The following is a 19,727-nucleotide window of genomic DNA, read 5'->3' as shown; positions in this document are numbered from 1 at the left end:
GCGAATGTGGTTCTCCTGCTCCGCAATCGGCGCAGTAACCCGATTCGGTATCGGCTACGCCGCCCAGCGTGAACCGTCCGCGTACGGCTCACCCGACCAGCTCGCGGTGCCCGAGTTCGATGTGATCACCGAACTCGGGCGCAAGGGATCGAGCACCCTCGACCGGCTCAGCGCCCTCGCGCTGCTGTCCGCGCGTGACTGTCTCGACCAGGCGCCCGCGATTCCCGCGGGCACCGGCGTCACCGTGTCCACCACCGTCGGCAGCATGCGGTCCACCCTGGACTACTCCGGCATCACCATCACGGATCCCAAACCGTGGAACGTGCCGCCGTCGCTGTTCCCGAACACCGTCATGAACGCGGCCGCCGGACTCGTCGCCATCCGCCACGGCCTGACCGGGCCGAACACCACCCTCGCCGGTGGCAAGGCGGGCGGCATCAAGGCCATGTCCTACATCGAGATGATGACCGAGACAGCGCTGCTGTCCGCATGTCTCCTCGTCTGTGCCGAGGAGCTCACCGCTCCCCGGTCGGCATGGGCCGCCGCGGCCGGAGACGGGCCGATCGGTGAGGCCGCCGTCGCATTGCTGCTGACGCCGGACGAGGTGGCCGATCGCAAGTTCCGCATCCGCGTGCGGGAGGGCGAGCGGACCACCGATCCCGCCGACGCCCTGATCGTCGCGGGCGCCTGGGGCCTCGCGGATTCCGGCGGCAGCGCCGCGGACGGCCACGTCGTGGACGCGGAGGAGATGTTCGGCGTAGTGGATGCGGCAACCTTCGGCTGCCAGATCCTGATGGCACTGCACCTGTTGCACGCCGGACAGCATGCCCGCGTGATTATCCCGTTCCCGGCCGCACGCAAACGCACCTGGGCGGAGGTCGAGCTGTGATCCACCTCTACGCCCCCGCCATGAGCAGCTGCTTCGGCGACTTCGACGAGACGCTGCGCGCCCTGCACCAAGGCCGCCGCGGGACCCGGGACCTCGTCGACATCGCCGGATTCGAGATCCCGGGAGTCGCGGTCGTCTACGCCGATCCGACCATCGACGTGCCATATGTGCAGCGCGCCGCCGAACACCTGCGGCGCGCCCTGCGCCGGACCGCGGCCGAACTACCCGCGTCCGCACCGCATCGGACAGCCGCTGTCGTCTGCACCGGACTGGGTGTCACACCCGGCGACGAAGCCGGCCCGGACGTGTCCTGGTCGGCCGCCGAGGATGTGGTCCGGGCGGAACTCGGCCCGGACGTCGATCTCTACTCGATCACCAACGCCTGCTCGGCGAGCGGCATGGGACTGGCACTCGGCGCGGACCTACTGCGGACGGGAGCCTACGACCGGGTCGTACTGGCCGCGGCCGACAGCATGACCCGCGCCATGCTGACGATGATCGGCAAGGTGGCGGCCGAACCGGCCCGGCACTGCGCACCCTTCGAGGAGAAGCACACCGGCGCCGTGCTCGGCGAAGGCGCGGCGACCTGCCTGCTCTCCCTCGACGACGCGCTGCCCGGCCTCGAGCGATTCGGCACGGTCAGCGCCATCGAATGCTCCAGCGACGCCAACCACCCGACCGCACCGGATCAGCACACCATCGAGCAGACCGTGCGCCGCGCGATCGCGCGAGCCGGCCTCACGGCAGGCGACCTCGACTTCGTCGTACCGCACGGCACCGGCACCACACTCAACGACGAGTGCGAGACCGCGGTGTACTCCGCGCTGCCCGAGCTGGTCAGCCGCGCGGTGTTCCTGCCGCTCAAGGGCGGCCTCGGCCATACCTCGGGCGCATCCTTCCTGATGTCGCTGCTGACGGCCACAGCGGTGTCGCGTGGCGCACCGCCGCCCGGATACGTCCCGGGCACCACCATCGAGGGCGCCGCCGCACTGCGGTGGCAGCCCGGCGAATCCTGGCGGCCCGCACGAGGACTGGTGTGCGCGTACGGATTCGGAGGAGCCAATGCGGTAGGGGTGATCGCGGCATGACCATGTACGTTTCCGAACCGATCGAAATCGGACCCGGGCTGGTGCCGGGCGCACAACGGGTGCCGAATACCAAGCCGGACATCGTCGCCGCGATAGGCCGCAAGGGCCTGCTGGGCCATCGCGGGCAGTCGCTGGTGGCGATCGCCGCCGCGGATCTGGCCCGCACCAACGTATTCGGTGAAGCGGCCGAGGTGGCCTCCGCGGGCGTCGTCGTGGTGGCGCCGCGAGCGTCCCGCGAGGCCGTGCACGAGGTCGACGGGCTCGCCCGGCAGGGCCGCTTCCGCATTGTGTCGATCCTGGACGCGCCCAACGTATCTCCCAATGTGGTGTCCTCGTCGGTGAGCATCCGACTCGGCGCCAAAGGACCGGCGTTCACGATCGACACCCGCGGCGGCGGCCCGAGCGCCGCGTGGCGGCTGACGACGGCCATGCTGTCGGCGGGCCGCTGCTCGCGAGTCCTGCTCGTCGTGATCCTCGACGAGCCGTCGCCGGCCGCGCAGCAGCTCCCGGTGGCGGTCGCCGTCGTCGTCTCCGCGGAACGGTCCCCGTCCACTCCGCACCCGGTCGCCGATCTCCACGACGTCCTGGGCGACTCCGTCCGGGAGACGGCGGCGTCGCAGCCGATACCGGCCGCTGCCGGGGCGGCGTCATGAAGGCGCTGTTCATCCACGGCATCGAGGATCAGGGCGCGTCCTGGCGCGAGACCTGCGCCGCGCTGGACGCGGACTTCGACTGTGCGGCACCGGATTTCCCGTGGCAGCGCGGCACCCGTTTCACGTGGTTGTGCACCCGGTCGCCGCACGACGCGGTGGTGGCCGAACTCGAGCGCGTGCATCCGGAGATCTGTGTCGCCCACTCCTTCGGTGCGCTCGCACTCATCGAGGCGCTGCTGCTCGGCCCGGAAGAGCTGCGGCCCCGCGCGATCGTGCTGATCGCACCGTTCTACCTGAACACGGCCGAACGCCTGGACTGGCGGCTGCTCGACCGCACCCGGATCGAGTTCGCCAATCTGATGCGGGACTCCATCGTGGCGCGGGCCAGGCGCGTCGGCCGGACGGTCTCCGAGGAGACGATCGACCTGATGGTCGGCAAGCTGATCAGCGGGATCAACCCGCTGGCCTTCACCGAACTGTTCGGCCACTTCGCACTGATGCAGCACCGGCCGCTCGAAGACCTCGCCATCCCCGGACGGCTACTCGGCTCGGCGGACGACCCCGGATTCGCCGGTGACCGGGCCCGCGAGCTCGGCTCCCGGCTCGGTCTGGAGACGACCCTGCTTCCCGGCCGCGACCACTTCCTGCACTACACGGCGCCGCAGACGGTCGCCGACACCATTCAGTCCATCGTCCCGAAGGTGAGCCGAGCATGATTTTCGCCTACGACACCGTCGCGTCCGGAGAGGGCGCGAACATCCGAACCTGGATCGGGTTCAAGCATTTCGAGTACGTCGTCTCCGATGCCATCCGCGAATACCTCACCGCGTCCGGAGTGGATGCGCGCCAACTGATCATCGACGGCGGCGCGTTCGAGGTCGTCGCATCCCGGGTGGCGCTCACCAGCGTGATCGAGCTCGGCGATCGGCTGACCGTCCGCATCGTCGAGCTGATCCGGGTCGCGGCCGATCGGCTCAGCGCCATCGTGGAGATCGACAACCTGCGCAGTGCCCAGCGCGCCCTCAAGGGCCGCTACCAGATCCTGCTGACCGCACCGGCCGATGACGCCGGGCGTTTCGCACCGGTCCTGGAGACCCTCGCCGAGGGACCGCTCGCGGTCGCGGCCAAACCCCGCGGCGGTACCCTGTCCGGCCCCGAGACCCCTGCCGCCGCAGATGTTTTCGCCCACGAGTGGGTCGTTCCCTACTACTACTGCGAACGCTCCGAAGTGCTGTCCTACCGGGGCTATGTACGCACGGTCGAGACCGTCGTCGACGAATACCTGGCCCATGTCGGGCTCGCCATCCCCGGCCTGCTGGCCGAGCGTGCGTGGATTCCGGTCGTGGCGAAGTACTCCTTCGAGATCCTGGCCCCCGCACCGATGGGCGTCCGCGTGCGGACCTTCTTCAAGATCGAGGATGTCGTCGGTGACGCGGTCTTCAATGCGAGCTGGGCGACCTTCGCCGAGCAGCCGGCGGGCTGGGTGTGCACCGCGCGCGGTGAGATCCAGCACGGCTACGCCATCAGCCGCGGCGCCGCCGCGGGTTCGCTGGCCCGGCTCGACGAGGCCACGATCAAGGCACTCACCCGTGGAGAGCCGCGATGACCCGCCCGCCCGCTACGCCGCGGATCTACTTCTCGCTGCGCAGCCCGTTCAGCTGGATCAGCCTGCGACTGATCGAGGCGACGCGGCCCGAGGTCTTGGCGACCAGCACCCTGCTGCCTTACTGGGATCCGGCCCCGGAAACGCTCGAGGCACTGCGGGCGCGGCGCGGCGACTACCACTACACCCAGATGAGCCGGGCCAAACACCTGTACATCCTGCAGGACACCAAGCGGCTCACCCGTCGCCTCGGCCTCACCATGGTGTGGCCGGTCGACCGGTCACCGCGCTGGGAGATCCCGCATCTCGCCTGGCTGGCGGCATCCCCCGAGAATCGGCCGGCCGTGTACCGCACCCTCATGGAGGCCCGCTGGGGGCGCGGCGAGGACATCTGCGACGAGGACCATGTCGCCGGCCTCTTCGCCGCCGCCGGGCTCGATGCCCGGCTGGCCCAGGCTCACAAGGACCCGGACACCTCGGCCCAGGGCGTCGAGGTGCTGTTGCGCGCCTACACCGATGACGTCTTCGGCATCCCCTACTTCAAGGCCGGCAGCCAGCGCTTCTGGGGCATGGAACGGGTCGGCTGGTTTCTGGCCTGCTACGACAACTGGTGCGAGACAGGCAAATTCAGCCAACCCGACGAGCCGGTCGCCGTGCCCGCGATCGACACCCTGACCGAGTCGTTCGACGCCGATACACCGGGAGGCTGCGGATGAGCCGCACACTGTCGTCACCTGTCACCGATCGGATCCATACCTCGAAGGCGGCGATCGCGGCCTCCGTGCTGGGCGTGTTCATCTGCCTGCTGGACACCAATATCGTCAATGTCGCGCTGCCGGACATCCAGCGGGCGCTCGGCGGCGGGCTCAGCCAATCCCAGTGGATCGTCAGCCTGTACGTCCTGGCCCTCGCCGCCCTGATCGTGCCCGCCGGGATCCTCGGCGACCTGCGTGACATCCGGGTGCTGTACGGCGCCGGCGGTGTGGTGTTCGGCCTCGGGTCGCTCGCCTGCGCCCTCGCCGACTCCGGCGGTGGTCATGGCGCGGCGGTGATCTTCACCGGCCGGGTCGTGCAGGGCGTCGGCGCGGCGCTGATCCTGCCGCTGTCCCTGGCGATGATCTTCGTGTTCGCCGAGCCGGCCGCGCGGACCAAACTGATCGCGCTGTGGAGCGCCGTCAGCGGCCTGTCGACCGCCGTCGGCCCGCTGGTGGGCGGGCTCATCGTCCAGCACATCGGCTGGACCTGGATCTTCCTGCTGAACCTGCCGGTGGTCGTTGTGCTGGTGGTCTTGCTGCTGCGCACGCCGGCACCGACCGGGCGGCGCCGCGAGGCACTGCCGAATCCGCTCTCCGTCGCCGCGTTCGCCCTCGCGACCTTCGCCCTGACCCTCGCGCTCATCCAGGGCCCGAGCTGGGGCTGGGCGGATGCGCGCGTGCTGGCGATGTTCGGCCTCGCGGTGGCCGGGAGCGCGTTCTTCCTGATCCGGGAAGCCAGGTCGCCACGACCGCTGGTTCCGGTGACGCTGCGGCGGGAGAAGGAGTTCCGCAGTAGCCTGCTCACCGGTTTCGTCACCGGCTTCGCCGCCTTCTCCCTGTTCTTCTTCCTGTCGTACTACCTGCAGTACGGCGCCGGCCTCGGCCCGACCGCCACCGGCCTGCGCTACCTGCCGATGAGCCTGATGCTCGTCGTGTTCGCCGGCGCCGGGCGCAAGGTCGCCGAGCGTATCGGTCAGGCCGGCACCATCGGCGCCGGGATGCTGATCTGCGGCGCCGGTCTGGCGCTGCTGTGGGTCATGCTGGCCGGTTCCCGGCCGGGCGCGCTCGCGACGATCGTGCCGACGATGGTGCTCGGCATCGGCATCGGCCTGGCCTTTCCGGCCACCTCGGCGCAGGCGTTCACGCACACGTCCGGGGACGACTACGGCACCGCGGCCAGCGTGCTGACGATGACTCGCCAGCTCGGCAACTCGGTCGGCATCGGCGTCCTCGGCCTGATCATGACCCACCACGTCGGCGCACATCTCACCGCGGACGGAGTGCGCGAGGGCCTGCGCTGGATCGGGCTGGCCGGCGCCGCGGTCGCGGTGCTGATCGGCGCGGTCAATCTGCGGGCCGCCACCGGAAGGAACCCGTCCAAACTCGAAAGTGAGCTCAGATGACCACCATTCAGCGCAGGCCGGCCGAACCGCTGTTCTTCTCGGCCTTCCTGCAGAACACCGTCTCCCATCTGCAGCACGGGGCCTGGACCCTGCCGGAGGCGGAGCAGACCCGCATGAACGAACTCGACCTATGGGTCGATCTCGCGCGCACCCTCGAGGCCGGCGGGTTCGACATGATGTTCTTCGCCGATATGACCGGTCTGGTGCACGACTTCGCCGGTGGCATAGAGAAATTCGTCACCGCGGGCCTGCACATCCCGTGCAACGACCCGATGGTGATCGTGTCGGCGATGGCCGCGGCCACTCAGCGGCTGGGACTGGCCTTCACGAGTTCGATCCTGCAGCTGCACCCGTTCGAATTCGCGCGCAAGATCTCGACCCTCGACCATGCGACGCGCGGCCGCATCGGGTGGAACGTAGTTACGGGCATGTCGGACAACGCCTCCCGCAATTTCGGCCTCGACGAGCTCATCGCTCACGACGAGCGCTACGAATGGGCCGAGGAGTACATGGAGGTCGTCTACAAGCTGTGGCAGGCGTCCTGGGACGACGAGGCGCTACTGCTGGACAAGAGTGCCGGTGTCGTCGCGGACGCCGCTCACGTGCACCGCATCGACCACAAGGGGCCGCGCTACTCGGTGCAGGGTCCGCACTTGGTGTCGCCGAGCCCGCAGCGGGTGCCGTTCCTGTTCCAGGCCGGCGCGTCGGCACGCGGGCGGGATTTCGCGGCCAAACACGCCGAGGTGGTGTTCCTGCTCGCGCCGACGCCCGCCGTCGCCGCCCGCGACGCCGCGGACGTCCGCCGCCGTGCGGAGGCCTGCGGCCGCGATCCGCGCGATATCAAGATCCTGCAGGGCCTGACCTTCGTCGTCGGCGAGACGCACGAGGCTGCCGAAGCCGAGGCCGCGCGGCTGGACGCCACCCTCGACGACGCTGCCTACGTGGCCTTCGCCGGCGGCATCATGGGTGTCGACCTCGGCTTCGCCGATCTGGACCAGCCGATAAGCGACTTGCGCCAGGCCGGAACCGAATCCGTCGTCGCCTGGCTGCAGCAGGCGATCCCCGACGGCAAGCCGACCGTGCGCGATATCGCGCGGATCCACCGCAGTGCCGGGCGGATCGTCGGCACCCCCGAGGAGATCGCGGATGCGGTCCAGGTGTGGGCCGACGCCGGAATCGACGGCATCAACATCATCAATTACACGATCCCCGGCTCCTATCAGCAGGTCATCGAGTCGGTCATGCCCGAGTTGCGGCGCCGCGGGCTCGCCCGCGACCTCGACGACGAGCCGCCGGTGACCTTCCGTGCCCGCTTCACCGGCTCCGACCGGCCCGACGAGCGGCACCCGGCGCACGCGTACCTGCGTTCGCTCGGCGCCGCCCAGGAGGAACAACGATGAGCAAGGACAGAGAGCAGGCTCGGACCGCGCTGGTATCCGGCGCGTCGCGCGGCATCGGCGCCGCGATCGCCCTGCGGCTGGCGGAGAACGGGATGCGGGTCATCGGGATTCACCGCTCGCGCAGTGACAGCGCGGACCAGGTCGGTAAGACCCTCGACGCCGTCTCGCCCGGCAGCGGGCTGCGCCTCTGTGACACCGCCGACCGCGACGCCGTGGCCGCGCTGTTCGCGGCGATCAAGGCCGACGGGCGCGTCGTCACCGACCTGGTCAACTGCGCGGGCATCACCGACGACCGCGCGGTCGCGACGATGCCCGACGATGTCTGGGATCGGGTGGTGGAGACCAACCTCACCGGGACGTTCAATCTCACCAGGGCCTTCACGCTGCCCGCGATGCGGGCCCAGTTCGGTGTGATCACGAACATCTCCAGCATCGCCGGCGTGTACGGCAACCCCGGCCAGGTCAACTACTCGGCCACCAAAGGCGGCATCGACGCGATGACCCGGACCCTGTCCAGGGAGCTGGGCCGTTCCGGTATCCGGGTCAATTCGGTGGCGCCGGGCTTCATCGAATCGGATATGACGGCCGCGTTCACGCCCGACCAGGTCAAGGCGCTGGTCAAAAAGGTGTCGCTGCGCCGGATCGGGCGACCCGAGGATGTCGCGGGGCTGGTCGGCTATCTGCACGGTGACGATGCGAGCTACATCACCGGGCAGACGATCGTGATCGACGGGGGGACCACGCTGTGAGCCACCCTCGGGCGTCGACCACCACCGCGCTGGATGTCGTCGAAATCGGTCCTGCCGGAGCAACCGCGATCAAGACCATCGGCCCGGCCGAGCCGTATCTTTCCGGGCATTACCCGGGTAATCCGGTGTATCCCGGGGTGTTTCTGCTCGACCTGTGCGAAAAGCTGGTCAGCGCATGCCCGGCCGTCGAGCGGCCGTTCGATCACCTGAATTCCCTGCGCTTCTCCGCGCCGACCCTGCCGGGTGACCGCATCCGCATCGAATTGACGCTGCGCCGGTCGCCGGCGGGACAGGTCGTCGGCGCCACGTTCCTGGGCCGCTCGGACACACCGGACGCGGAGAAGAAGTTCACAGCGAGGATGTCCTACTCATGACCGCATCGACGACCTACGACACGGCAGCGCTGCTGAATCTGCTGCCGCACCGACCGCCGATCCTGATGATCGACCGGCTCGACGTGGCCGAGGACGGCGAAACCGCCCGCGGATACAAGTCGATCGACGCCGGCGAGCCCTGCTTCCAGCAGACCGAGGCGACCGGTTCGCGGGCCTACCCCCGCGCATTGATCGTCGAATCCCTCGGTCAAGCAGCCGCCGCGCTGTGGCTGCATCGCGAGGCCGAGTCGGCGGAATCGGCCGGAACCCTCTACTTCGCCAAGGCGGAGGGCGTGACCTTCCTGCGCGATGTCTTCCCCGGTGACGACCTCGTCCATGAGATCCGATTCGACCGCAGCATCCGGGGGACGGCGTTCATGTCGGGCCGGACGCTGTTGAATGGCGAACAGATCGCGGTCGTGGAATCCATCATTGCGGCCGCTCGCTGACCGGAGGATCACTCATGACCACCAGCCCCCTCGGCCGCACCGACTACGCCGACAAGTACACCGTTGCCCTCCCGGAACCGATGGACGCACCCCGGTTCTGTGCACTGGTACTGGAGTCGGCGCCTGCCTGGCTCGAGCTGGTGCTGTCCCTGCGCGATCGGGTTGCCGGTCCGCTCGGATTCAATACCCAGGAGCGCAATTACGGTCAGCCGGTCGAGCTGGAGGTGGGCCGGAAGTTCGGGCCGCTGGTCGTCGAATCGGTCGCGCCCGAACTGGTCGTGTGTGGCAACACCGATAAGCATTTCGTGTTCCGATCGATGTTCGAGGTCGATCAGGTGCGGCTGCGCGGCAGCTTCAGCACCGAGGTCCAGTTCTCGGACCGGATCGGGCGCGCGTATTTCGCGGTGGTCAAACCCTTCCACCAGCGGATAATCCCGGCTCTCGTCTCCGCGCCGTTTCATTCCAAGGCGCGCGCCGAGTCGCCGTAGACCTCGAATCAACCAGACCGAGAGCACGATATGACTCTGACATCCGACCTGCTCACCATTTCCGAATTATCCTGTGGCACAGCCCGAACGGCCGTCCTGGCACCGGGACAGGGTGCGCAGAAACCTGGCATGCTCCTACCTTGGCTGTCCCCGGACGTCGAACGCCGGCTCGACCGCTGGTCGCGAATCTGCGGCATCGATCTGATACGGCTCGGAACCACCGCCGAAGCAGGCGAACTCGTCGATACGGCGATTACGCAACCTCTGGTGGTGGCCACCGCGCTGGTGGTCTCCGAGTCGTTGGAGGCCACCGGGATGCTGTCCGCCGATACCCTGGTCGCGGGGCATTCGGTCGGTGAACTGGCCGCGGCGGCCGTGGCAGGCGTGCTCTCCGCCGAGGATGCGATCGCCGTCGCCGCGGTCCGCGGTAAGGCCATGGCCGCGGCCTGCGAACTGGAATCGACCGGAATGTCCGCGATTGTCGGCGGCGATCCGGTCGAAGTCTGCGACCGGATCGCCCGACTCGGGCTGGTCCCGGCCAACCGCAACGGGGCCGGGCAGATCGTCGCCGCCGGCAGATCCGCTGCACTGCAAGAACTTTCGGCCGCACCGCCGGCCGGTGCGAAGGTCGTCAAGCTGCCTGTCGCGGGTGCGTTCCACACGCATTTCATGGAGCCCGCCCGGGAGGCGCTGGCGGCGGCCGCGGCGACTGTCGCGGTGGCTGATCCGATCCGCCCCTTGTTGTCCAATTCCGATGGGCGGCAGGTGCGTTCGGGCTCCGAGGCCTTGGCCAAGATCGTCGCGCAACTCACCGCGCCGGTGCGATGGGATCTGTGCATGGCGGCGATCGCCGCGGCGGAGGCGTCCGTCGTGATCGAGCTCGCTCCGGCGGGCACGCTCACCGGAATGGTGCGACGCGAACTTCCCGACGTCGCGCGGCATGCGCTGAAGACTCCGGAGAACCTCGCCGCCATGGCCGAGGCGTACGGCGGGACGGGCCGTTGACCGCGCTCGGCTCGGTTGCCGCGGCAACTCCGGTCGCCGAGGTGATTCCGGACTTCCGGGACCTGATGAAGTTGTGGCCTACCGGTGTTTCGGTGGTGACGACGCGGGTGGACGGAGTTCGGTACGGGTTCACCGCGAATTCCTTCGCCTCGGTGTCGATGGATCCGCCGATGATCTCGGTTTGTGTGGATCGCGCGGCGCGGTGCGCGGCGGCGTTCACGGCCGCGGACCGGCTCTCGGTGAACATCCTTGCCGCGCACCAGGATCGGCTGGCGAGCCGGTTCGCCTCGAAACTGGACGACAAGTTCGACGGGCTTACCGTGATCGACGGGTTCGGCGAGGCGCCGGTGCTGCCCGAGGCCCTCGGTGTGCTCGGATGCCGGCTGGATCGCGTCATTCCCGCCGGTGATCACCTGATCCTGTTGGCGCGGGTCCATGAGGTCGGCCGACCGGGTGCGGCCGAGCCGCTGGTCTATCACCGCAGCAGGTTCGCGGACGTCCGTCCCCGCGAGCAGGTGCGGTGATGGGTGTCGAGCGGGCGCTGGCCGAGCTGGCGGACGGCCGCTGTGTGCTGGTCGTCGACGACGAGGATCAGGCCAACGGCGGTGATCTGCTGGCGGCGGCGAGTCTGGTGACGGCCGGTGTCATGGCGTTCCTGGTGCGGCATACCTCGGGATTGATCGGCGTCGCACTGCCCGCCGGCGAGTGTGATCGGCTCATGTTGCCGCCGATGGTGTTTCGCAACGAGCATCCGCGGCGGACCTCCTACGCCGTCACCGTCGATGCGGCGGAAGGGATTTCCACCGGCATCTCGGCCGCCGATCGTGCGCGCACCGCACGGGTGCTCGCCGCCGCGAGCACCGAACCCGACGAGCTCTGCCGCCCCGGGCACGTGCTCCCGATCCGGGCACGATCCGGCGGGGTGCTCGAGCGCCGCGGTCACACCGAGGCAGCGGTGGATCTGACCCGCCTCGCGGGCCTGGCGCCCGCCGGGGTGATCGGGCAGCTGGTCTCGCCGGTGCGGACGGCCGCGATGGCGGATCGAAACGATCTCCGGATCTTCGCCGGGGTACACGATATCGCAATGGTGACCATCGGTGAGGTCGCCGAATTTCTCGGCTGCGCGAACAACCCGTTGCCTGCGGTAGCGCGCGCGTAATTCGTTCTCCGGAACCGCATGATCCGTCTCCGGAGCATTGTCATTCGCCGAAATACATTGTCATTCTCCGGAATACCTTCATGAGGAATCACGCGTATGTTCACTAGGATTGCCATCGTCAATCGTGGCGAGCCCGCCCGCCGGCTGATCCACGCGGTCCGCGAATTGAACGCGGGGCGGCTGCCCGGCAGGGCGCGGATCCGCACCATTGCCCTGTATACCGACGGGGAGCAGCTGGCCACCTTCGTGCGGGAGGCCGACGAGGCGTACTGCCTCGGTCCGGCATCGGCCCGGCCCTATCTGGACCTGGAGGTGCTGGCCCGGGCGCTGAGTGAGACCCGGGCGGACGCCGCGTGGGTGGGCTGGGGTTTCGTGGCCGAGGACCCGGCCTTCGCCGAGCTGTGCGCCCGGATCGGGGTCACCTTCGTGGGCCCGGACGCGGAGGCGATGCGCAAGCTGGGGGACAAGATCGGCGCCAAGCTGCTCGCCGAGGAGGTCGGCGTGCCGGTGGCGCCGTGGAGCCGGGGCCCGGTCTCGTCGGTGGAGGAGGCGGTCGCGGCGGCGGAGCGCATCGGATATCCGCTGATGCTGAAGGCCACCGCGGGTGGTGGCGGGCGCGGCATCCGGCTCGTGGAGTCCGAGGCGGAGCTGCGTGCGGCGTACGAGCGCACCGCAGCGGAGGCGTTGCGTGCCTTCGGCAGCGGCGTGATGTTCCTGGAGAAGCTGGTCACCGGCGCCCGGCATGTGGAGGTACAGGTGATCGCCGACGGCCAGGGTACGGCGTGGGCGCTGGGCGTGCGCGACTGCTCGATCCAGCGGCGCAATCAGAAGATCATCGAGGAGTCCGCCTCGCCGGTGCTGGATGCCGCGCAGACGCGGGAACTGAAACAGTCCGCGGAGCGGCTGGCGGTGTCGGTCGGCTACCGCGGCGCCTGCACGGTGGAGTTCCTGTACCACCCGGGGGAGCGGTTCTTCGCCTTCCTCGAGGTGAATACCCGTCTGCAGGTGGAACATCCGATCACCGAGGTGACCACCGGCACCGATCTGGTCAAGCTGCAACTGTCGGTGGCGTCGGGCGAAAAGCTCTCCGGCGCCAAGCCGATCGAGCGCGGCCACGCCGTGGAGGCCCGGCTCAATGCCGAGGATCCCGACCGTGATTTCGCGCCCGCCCCCGGCCGCATCAGGCTGCTGCGTTTCCCGTCTGGCCCCGGCATCCGCGTCGATACCGGTGTCGCCGAGGGAGATTCGATTCCCGCTGATTTCGATTCGATGATCGCGAAGATCATTGCGGTCGGTGCGGACCGGGACGAGGCCCTGGCTCGGCTGCGGCGCGCTGTCGCCGACACGACTGTGGTCATCGACAACGGCGCCACCAACAAGAGTTTCGTGCTCACCCTGCTCGATGCCGCCGAGGTGATCGACGGATCGGCCGATACCCGCTGGGTCGATCGCGTCCGTGATGCCGGTGGCCTGCGGGGCGTCCGGCATACCGCGCTGGCGCTGGCAGTGGCCGCGATCGACGGGTACGCGGAATCCGAAGCCGCCGAACAGTGCCGGTTGTGGGAGTCCGGCCGGGGCGGCCGGCCGCATGTGCATCATGAGGTGGGGCGCGGTATCGAATGGAAGCTGGATGAGCGCCGGTACCGGGTCGCCGCCGCCCGCATCGGATCCACCGGTTACCGGGTCCGTATTCACGACCGGGACGAACTGCTCGAGTTCGAGGTCGGAGTGCAGCGGGCCGACGCGCACCACAGCCGGATCACGGTGGCCGGCAGCACCGCTCGCGTCGTGTCCGCGAACTGCGGCCCCGTCCATCTGGTCGAGATCGATGGCGTCGCACACCGGGTGAGCCGCGACGAAGGTGGCGTGCTCCGCGCGCATGCCCCGGGCTTGGTGGTGGCCACCCCGTACGCCGAGGGCGACGAGATCGAGGCCGGTGCGCCGGTCCTCGTCGTCGAGAGCATGAAGATGGAATCGGTGCTGCGCGCGCCGTTTCCGGCGCGGCTGCGGGAGCTGTCGGTCGCGGTCGGCAGTCAGATCGAGGCGGGCGCCGCGCTGGCCCGCCTGGAACCGCGCGCGGACGCGCCCGCGGGCGGAGCCGATCCGGACGCCGATTCCGACGATGCGGTACTGATGCCTCCGGTGGCCGCCACCGTGGAGACCGAGGCGGACGATCTGCCCGGCATCGACGAAATCCGCGGGCTGCTCCTGGGTTTCGATACCTTCGACACCGACGAGGCGACGGCGCTGTCCCGCTACCTGACGCGCCGTGACGCGGTGCTGGCATATCGTCCCGCGGCCCGCGAGGCCGAGATCGCGGTCGTGAGCCTGGCCGCCGATCTGCTCGAATTGTGCCTGCCCGCCGCGTCGTCGGAGGCGCGCAGCCTACGCGAGCAGTTCCATATCTACCTGCGGTCGCTCGACGCCGACCGGGATGGGCTCTCCGCGTTGTTCCGCCGGGTGCTGGCCCGGCTGCTTGTCCATTACGACGTAGCCGGCACCGAGCGCGGCCCGGCGCTCGAAGCGGCGGTTTTCCGGCTGTTCCTGGCCGTCGGCCGTCGGCGCCGGGCGGTGGACACGGTGACCGCGCTGTTGAAGCTGTGGCTGGCCGAGTCCGGCCCGATCGCCCCGGGCGAGCAGGCCCGCGAGGTGCTCGATCGGCTGATCGTGGTCTGCCAGATCGTCGCTCCGACCGTCGCGGACCTGGCCCGCAGTGTGCTGTTCCGCTGGTATGTACGGCCGCAGGCCACGCTCGCTCGTACTCGCCTGCTCGACGATGCCGCCGCCGAGTTGCGCGGCCTCGAGCGACGGCCGGCGGCGGCGGACCGCGCCGCGCGGTTGCGGCGGATCGCCGGTATCCCGGAATCCCTCGACGATCTGCTCGCGGCCCGGATTCCGGTCGCGGGTCCGGACGAGCCGATGCTGGAGGTGACCGCGTATCGGCACTACGGCCGCCAGGCCGGGCATTCGGTGCGCACCTCGGGCCGCGGCGGCCGTCCGGTCGTGGTCTGCGATTATCAGCTGGCGTTGCGTCCCGGATCGGCCATCGCCACCACGGCCGTCGTCACGGTGGGCCGCTATGACGAACTGTCGCAACCGAGTTCGCTGATCAGCAGGCTGGTCACCGAGTTGGGAGCCGTTCCGCACGGGCACGTCGCCGTCGTCGACCTCTACCTGAACTGGCCGGACGCACCGGAATCGGCGGGCGAGCGCGCCGGCGTGCTCGCCGGGCAGTTGGCCGCGTCCGGTCTGCACCGTCACGCCCGGCGCATCTCGGTCGGAATCACCACCGGCGCAGGCGATCTGCAGTACCTCACGTTCCGTCACGACGCGAGCGGCGGCCTCCTCGAGGATCCGGTGATCCGCGGTGTACACCCGCTGACCGGCGGTCACCTGTCGCTGTGGCGGCTGAGCAACTTCCACATCACTCGCATCCCCACCCGGGAACCGCTGCTGCTGTATCACTGTGTAGGCAAGAAGGACGCCGGCGATCGGCGGCTGGTGGCGCTGGCGCAGGTCTGGCATCCGGACATCACCTATGATTCGACGGGCCGCATCACCGAGATCGCCGGTGCGGACACGGTTCTCGGCAACTGCCTGGAGGCGATCGGCCGCGCCCGGTACGAGCTGGATCCCACGGGCCGGACGCTCGACACGAACCATGTATGGCTGGATATTCGCCCGGTCGTGAACATTTCGGCGGATGCGCTGGCCGAATGGCAGCGCACCACCGCCCCGCGGGTGGCGCAGGCCGGGGTGGAGGAGATCCTGTGGCAGGGCCCGGTCGTCGATGGTGACGGTGTCCGGCGCGACGTGGTGACCCGGATGACCTACGAGCCGGGCGGCGGGGTGCTGGTCGCGGTCGAGGAGCCCACCGCCGAGCCGCTGGCGCCACTGGACGACTACAGCCGTCAGGTGCTGCGGGCCCGCCGGCGGAACACCGTGTACCCGTACGAGATCCTGCGGTTGTCCACCGGCCGAGACGGCAGCTTCGTCGAATACGATCTCGCCGATGTCGTCACGGGGTTCGCTGCGCGAGCGGCGATTCCGGCGCTGTCGCCGGTGCAGCGGCCGTGGGGCCACAACACCTGCGGGATCGTGGCCGGCGTGCTCTCCACCCCGACCGGCCTGCACCCCGAGGGAATACGGCGGGTGGTGCTGCTGGGCGATCCGACGAAGTCACTGGGCGCGTTGTCCGAGCCCGAATGCGCCCGGATCACCGCGGCACTGGACCTGGCCGAGCGGGAAGGCCTGCCGGTGGAATGGTTCGCGCTGTCGTCGGGAGCCAGGATCTCGATGGATTCCGGGACCGAGAACATGGACTGGGTCGCGCGCACCCTGCGCCGGATCGTGGGCTTCACCCAGGCGGGCGGGGAGATCAACATCGTGGTCTCGGGCATCAATGTCGGTGCGCAGCCGTATTGGAACGCCGAAGCCACGATGCTCATGCACACCAAGGGCATTCTGATCATGACGCCCGCCTCGGCGATGGTGCTGACCGGCAAGCAGTCCCTCGATTTCTCCGGCGGGGTGTCGGCGGAGGACAACTTCGGCATCGGTGGTTACGCCCGGGTGATGGGACCGAACGGGCAGGCCCAGTACTGGGCGCCCACGCTGGCCGGCGCCCACGAGATCCTGATGACCCACTACGACTACACCTACGTCGCCGGCGGCGAGCGCGGTCCACGGCGCGCCTTGACGGCGGACCCGGTGCACCGGGATGTGACGGCGTCGCCGCACTCCCATCCGGACAGCGAGTTCACCACGGTGGGTGAGATCTTCTCGCCGGTGCGGAACCCGGATCGCAAGAAGGCCTTCGATATTCGTGCCGTGCTGGGCGCGGTGGCCGATCAGGATCATCCGCTGCTGGAACGGTGGCCCGATATGGCCGATGCGGGCACCGCGGTCACCGTCGACGCCCGCATCGACGGGTATGCGGTGACCTTGATCGGCATCGAGTCGCGCCCGGTGCCCCGGCACGGCTTCCCGCCCGCCGACGGGCCCGACGTCTACACCGCGGGCACCTTGTTCCCGCGCTCGTCGAAGAAGGTGGCTCGCGCCATCAATGCCGCCTCCGGCAACCGCCCGGTCGTGGTCCTGGCCAATCTGTCCGGGTTCGACGGTTCGCCGGACTCCATGCGCAACATCCAATTGGAGTACGGCGCCGAAATCGGGCGCGCCATAGTGAATTTCGACGGCCCGATCGTGTTCGTGGTGATCTCCAGGTATCACGGCGGCGCATTCGTGGTGTTCTCCAAGGCATTGAACGAGAACTTGACGGTGCTTGCCGTCGAGGGCTCGTTCGCTTCGGTCATCGGTGGCGCCCCCGCCGCGGCGGTGGTGTTCGCCCGCACCGTGGATGCCCGGGTGGCCGAAGATCCCCGCGTGCAGGATCTGGACCGCCGCCTCGGCGCGGCGAGTGACAGCGAGGAACTGAAGCTGCGCACGGAATTGCTCGAAATCCAGTCCGCGGTCCGCGCCGAACAGGTGGCCGCCCTGGCCGCCGAATTCGACCGGATCCACAGTATCGAGCGCGCGGTCCGGGTCGGCTCGGTGGATGCGGTGATATCGGCCGCGGAACTCCGGCCCCGCATTGCCGCGGAATTGTCGAAGAACGACTGAGTCGCACGGAGATCCGCGCCTGGAGAGTCGCGCCGGAATACGAACGCAGGAATACGAAGAGGGTCTGCCCGGAGACCGGGCAGACCCTCTTCGACGTTTCGCGGACTTTCGCGGGACTACGGCATCGCATTCCGTTTCGGCCGGGCCGTGTTCAGGCGACCCAGATCAGGGCCGAATCGGGCAGCAATCCGCGCAGCCGGGCCAGGGCGCGCCCGCGCAACGGCCCGATGGAACCGCGCGGCAGTCCGAGCAGGACGCTGACCGAGTCGTAGTTGGGCGCCTTGTCGGATACCAGCAGTCCGAGCAGGCGCTGGTCCCGGTCGGGCAGGCGGCGGAACGCCTCACGCACCTCTTCGCCCGCGACTCGGCGGAACACCTGGTGGACCGTGGCCTCGCTCTCATGATCGGGCGTCTCCATCGTGGCGCTGTCGCCGACCGGGATGTCTCGTGAGCTGCGTTTGATCTGCTTGAGGCATTCCCGGCGCGCGGTCGTCGCCAGCCAGGCCGTCAGCCGTTCGGGCGACTGCAGATCGTCGAGGTGCGTGATCACGTTCGCCCAGGTCGACTGGTAGGCGTCCTCGCGATCGTGGGCCGTCATCCGGAAGGTGCGGGTGATGGACCAGACCAGCGGCGAGTATTCGTCGATCAACATCCGCCAGGCCGCGGGGCTGCCGTGTACGCAGGCCGTCACCAATTTCTGTATGCGGAGCACCGCTGCCGCATCGGTGCGTGGTGTATTCGCTTCGCGTGAATTGACGGGTTTCGTGATCGGTGCTGTGCGAATTTCGGTGAGACTCATGGTTTCAACCTCTTTGATAGCGGTATACGACAAAGCGTCGGGAAATTCGCGAAGACCGTCAACGAGTTGCCTTTCGGCCGGGCCGGACCGAGCAAGGATTCACTGCCGGACGCAACCGATGTCGATGAATACCGCAAAGAATGTGGATTGCCGATCAGCTATTCAGCGCTGGTCGAGTCGCAGTCACCGATCGGCTCGCGCGGGTGAAAAAGAATTGTAAAAGCATTGCAGACCTGTACGGACCCGGTCGCGCCTCACCGGCGTCGTCCGGCCGCGGGGCCGCGTCGTACCGCCCCTGACCAGCAGCGTGGCCGGCGCGGTCGCACCTGCGAATGTTGCTGCAACGCGCCTGCAGCGGCCGTGCAGCGGGCGGGGGTTGTACTCGATGAATGGACACAGCTACCCCCACGACGGTGCTGATCAGCGACCATCCGCAGCAGAGCGCCCGGGTTGCCCGGGTGCTGACCTGGCTGCGCAGCACCACCCATGAGATCGGGATCGGGCGCGAGGAAAGGTATGTGGCGGCCGGCGGGGCCACCGCGCCCGGCGGCGCCACCGTGCCGGTGTCGGCGCTCCGCACCGCGGTCGGCGGCGCGCAATCGGTCGTACTGGTGGCGGAGGTACGCAACAGCACCTGCTCGAACGCCATCAACAATGCGCTCGACGGGCTGGGCCGAGGTTGCCTGTCCCGCAAGCCGGTCGGGATCGTGGTGATCGACGAGTCTCGTGGCACCCGCGCCATCGACCATCTGCGCCTGGTGATGGCCGGCCTCGATGCCGTGGTCATCCCGTACTCGCCGGCCTTCGCGGACGAGGATCTGCACGACGGCCTGCCGCCGGACCCGGTGCGGCGGTTCACCGACGAGTTGTGCTGGTTCGGTGAACGTCTGGACAGCGCGACCGCCGAGCCGCACCGGGCCGAAGGGGAGGACCGCGGCCTCGTCCCGGTGCAGATAGAGCAATCGATCAAATACATCCGGAACAACTACACCCGTTGTACGTTGTCGCTGGACGACGCCGCCCGCGCCGCGCACATGAGCCGGTTCCATTTCTCGCGGACGTTCAAGAAGCACACGGGCACCCGCTACATCGATTACGTGACGGGGCTGCGTATCACGAAGGCGCAGTCGCTGTTGCGTGACACGACCATCCCGATCCATGAGGTCGGCGCCATGGTCGGCTATCAGGACAGCAGCCATTTCCTGCGCGTCTTCAAGACTTTCTGCGAGAGCACCCCCTCGGCGTTTCGAAATGGCATGTACCGGACCGTGCTGGCGAACGGTGCGTGATC

At 68.8% G+C, this 19,727-nt stretch carries 18 protein-coding genes; 17 read left to right on the top strand and 1 reads right to left on the bottom strand.

Features of this window, described 5'->3' with window-relative positions; all coding sequences use genetic code 11:
- Positions 1–4: 4 nt before the first annotated feature.
- From ACIP5Y_RS04765 to ACIP5Y_RS04690, 16 genes are all read left to right on the top strand, one after another.
- Entirely contained in the window at positions 5–889 is an 885-nt protein-coding gene (locus ACIP5Y_RS04765) for a beta-ketoacyl synthase N-terminal-like domain-containing protein (protein ID WP_400347594.1), read from the top strand.
- Positions 886–1,977, top strand: a complete 1,092-nt coding sequence (locus ACIP5Y_RS04760) for a beta-ketoacyl synthase N-terminal-like domain-containing protein (RefSeq protein ID WP_400347592.1) — start codon at positions 886–888, stop codon at positions 1,975–1,977. The genes ACIP5Y_RS04765 and ACIP5Y_RS04760 overlap by 4 nt, the downstream gene beginning before the upstream one ends.
- Positions 1,974–2,630: a hypothetical protein gene (locus ACIP5Y_RS04755; protein WP_400347590.1), complete on the top strand. Its 657-nt coding sequence runs from the start codon at positions 1,974–1,976 to the stop codon at positions 2,628–2,630. Before ACIP5Y_RS04760 ends, ACIP5Y_RS04755 begins: the two co-directional genes overlap by 4 nt.
- Positions 2,627–3,346, top strand: coding sequence for an alpha/beta fold hydrolase (locus ACIP5Y_RS04750; RefSeq protein ID WP_400347589.1), 720 nt, complete (start codon positions 2,627–2,629; stop codon positions 3,344–3,346). The genes ACIP5Y_RS04755 and ACIP5Y_RS04750 overlap by 4 nt, the downstream gene beginning before the upstream one ends.
- Positions 3,343–4,236 carry a hypothetical protein gene (locus tag ACIP5Y_RS04745; RefSeq protein ID WP_400347587.1) on the top strand — a complete coding sequence of 298 codons (894 nt, stop codon included), beginning with the start codon at positions 3,343–3,345 and terminating at the stop codon, positions 4,234–4,236. Before ACIP5Y_RS04750 ends, ACIP5Y_RS04745 begins: the two co-directional genes overlap by 4 nt.
- Positions 4,233–4,949, top strand: coding sequence for a DsbA family protein (locus tag ACIP5Y_RS04740; protein WP_400347585.1), 717 nt, complete (start codon positions 4,233–4,235; stop codon positions 4,947–4,949). The genes ACIP5Y_RS04745 and ACIP5Y_RS04740 overlap by 4 nt, the downstream gene beginning before the upstream one ends.
- The gene (locus tag ACIP5Y_RS04735; RefSeq protein WP_400347583.1) at positions 4,946–6,391 is read left to right on the top strand and encodes an MFS transporter; all 1,446 of its coding nucleotides are present in this window, start codon (positions 4,946–4,948) and stop codon (positions 6,389–6,391) included. The genes ACIP5Y_RS04740 and ACIP5Y_RS04735 overlap by 4 nt, the downstream gene beginning before the upstream one ends.
- Positions 6,388–7,791 carry an NtaA/DmoA family FMN-dependent monooxygenase gene (locus ACIP5Y_RS04730; RefSeq protein WP_400347581.1) on the top strand — a complete coding sequence of 468 codons (1,404 nt, stop codon included), beginning with the start codon at positions 6,388–6,390 and terminating at the stop codon, positions 7,789–7,791. Before ACIP5Y_RS04735 ends, ACIP5Y_RS04730 begins: the two co-directional genes overlap by 4 nt.
- Positions 7,788–8,540, top strand: coding sequence for a 3-oxoacyl-ACP reductase FabG (gene fabG, locus ACIP5Y_RS04725; protein ID WP_400347579.1), 753 nt, complete (start codon positions 7,788–7,790; stop codon positions 8,538–8,540). Before ACIP5Y_RS04730 ends, fabG begins: the two co-directional genes overlap by 4 nt.
- On the top strand, positions 8,537–8,914 hold the full coding sequence (locus ACIP5Y_RS04720) for a 3-hydroxyacyl-ACP dehydratase FabZ family protein (RefSeq protein WP_400347578.1): 378 nt from the start codon (positions 8,537–8,539) through the stop codon (positions 8,912–8,914). Before fabG ends, ACIP5Y_RS04720 begins: the two co-directional genes overlap by 4 nt.
- Entirely contained in the window at positions 8,911–9,363 is a 453-nt protein-coding gene (locus tag ACIP5Y_RS04715) for a 3-hydroxyacyl-ACP dehydratase FabZ family protein (protein ID WP_400347577.1), read from the top strand. Before ACIP5Y_RS04720 ends, ACIP5Y_RS04715 begins: the two co-directional genes overlap by 4 nt.
- A gap of 14 nt (positions 9,364–9,377) precedes the next feature.
- A complete protein-coding gene (locus tag ACIP5Y_RS04710) occupies positions 9,378–9,851 on the top strand; it encodes a DUF2867 domain-containing protein (RefSeq protein WP_400347575.1) in 474 nt (157 codons plus the stop codon).
- A 30-nt stretch (positions 9,852–9,881) separates the two neighbouring features.
- Complete coding sequence (locus ACIP5Y_RS04705; protein ID WP_400347573.1) at positions 9,882–10,856, top strand: ACP S-malonyltransferase; 975 nt, start codon at positions 9,882–9,884, stop codon at positions 10,854–10,856.
- The gene (locus ACIP5Y_RS04700) at positions 10,853–11,380 is read left to right on the top strand and encodes a flavin reductase family protein (RefSeq protein ID WP_400347571.1); all 528 of its coding nucleotides are present in this window, start codon (positions 10,853–10,855) and stop codon (positions 11,378–11,380) included. The genes ACIP5Y_RS04705 and ACIP5Y_RS04700 overlap by 4 nt, the downstream gene beginning before the upstream one ends.
- Entirely contained in the window at positions 11,380–12,015 is a 636-nt protein-coding gene (gene ribB / locus ACIP5Y_RS04695) for a 3,4-dihydroxy-2-butanone-4-phosphate synthase (protein ID WP_400347569.1), read from the top strand. Before ACIP5Y_RS04700 ends, ribB begins: the two co-directional genes overlap by 1 nt.
- A 96-nt stretch (positions 12,016–12,111) precedes the next feature.
- The gene (locus tag ACIP5Y_RS04690; RefSeq protein WP_400347568.1) at positions 12,112–17,637 is read left to right on the top strand and encodes a carboxyl transferase domain-containing protein; all 5,526 of its coding nucleotides are present in this window, start codon (positions 12,112–12,114) and stop codon (positions 17,635–17,637) included.
- Between the two features lie 151 nt (positions 17,638–17,788).
- Here ACIP5Y_RS04690 and ACIP5Y_RS04685 read toward each other — a convergent pair whose 3' ends face one another.
- Positions 17,789–18,436: an RNA polymerase sigma factor gene (locus ACIP5Y_RS04685; protein WP_400347567.1), complete on the bottom strand. Its 648-nt coding sequence runs from the start codon at positions 18,434–18,436 to the stop codon at positions 17,789–17,791.
- 389 nt (positions 18,437–18,825) lie between these two features.
- On the opposite strand from ACIP5Y_RS04685, the gene ACIP5Y_RS04680 reads away from it, so the two are divergent.
- Positions 18,826–19,725 (top strand): helix-turn-helix domain-containing protein, encoded by a 900-nt coding sequence (locus tag ACIP5Y_RS04680; RefSeq protein WP_400347565.1) that lies wholly within the window; start codon positions 18,826–18,828, stop codon positions 19,723–19,725.
- Positions 19,726–19,727 lie beyond the last annotated feature (2 nt).

It is taken from the genome of Nocardia sp. NPDC088792, assembly GCF_044750615.1.
In the GTDB taxonomy this organism is placed as follows: Bacteria; Actinomycetota; Actinomycetes; order Mycobacteriales; family Mycobacteriaceae; genus Nocardia.
Note: the sequence above shows the minus strand (reverse complement) of the source record. Positions and strands in the feature narration are given on the sequence as shown.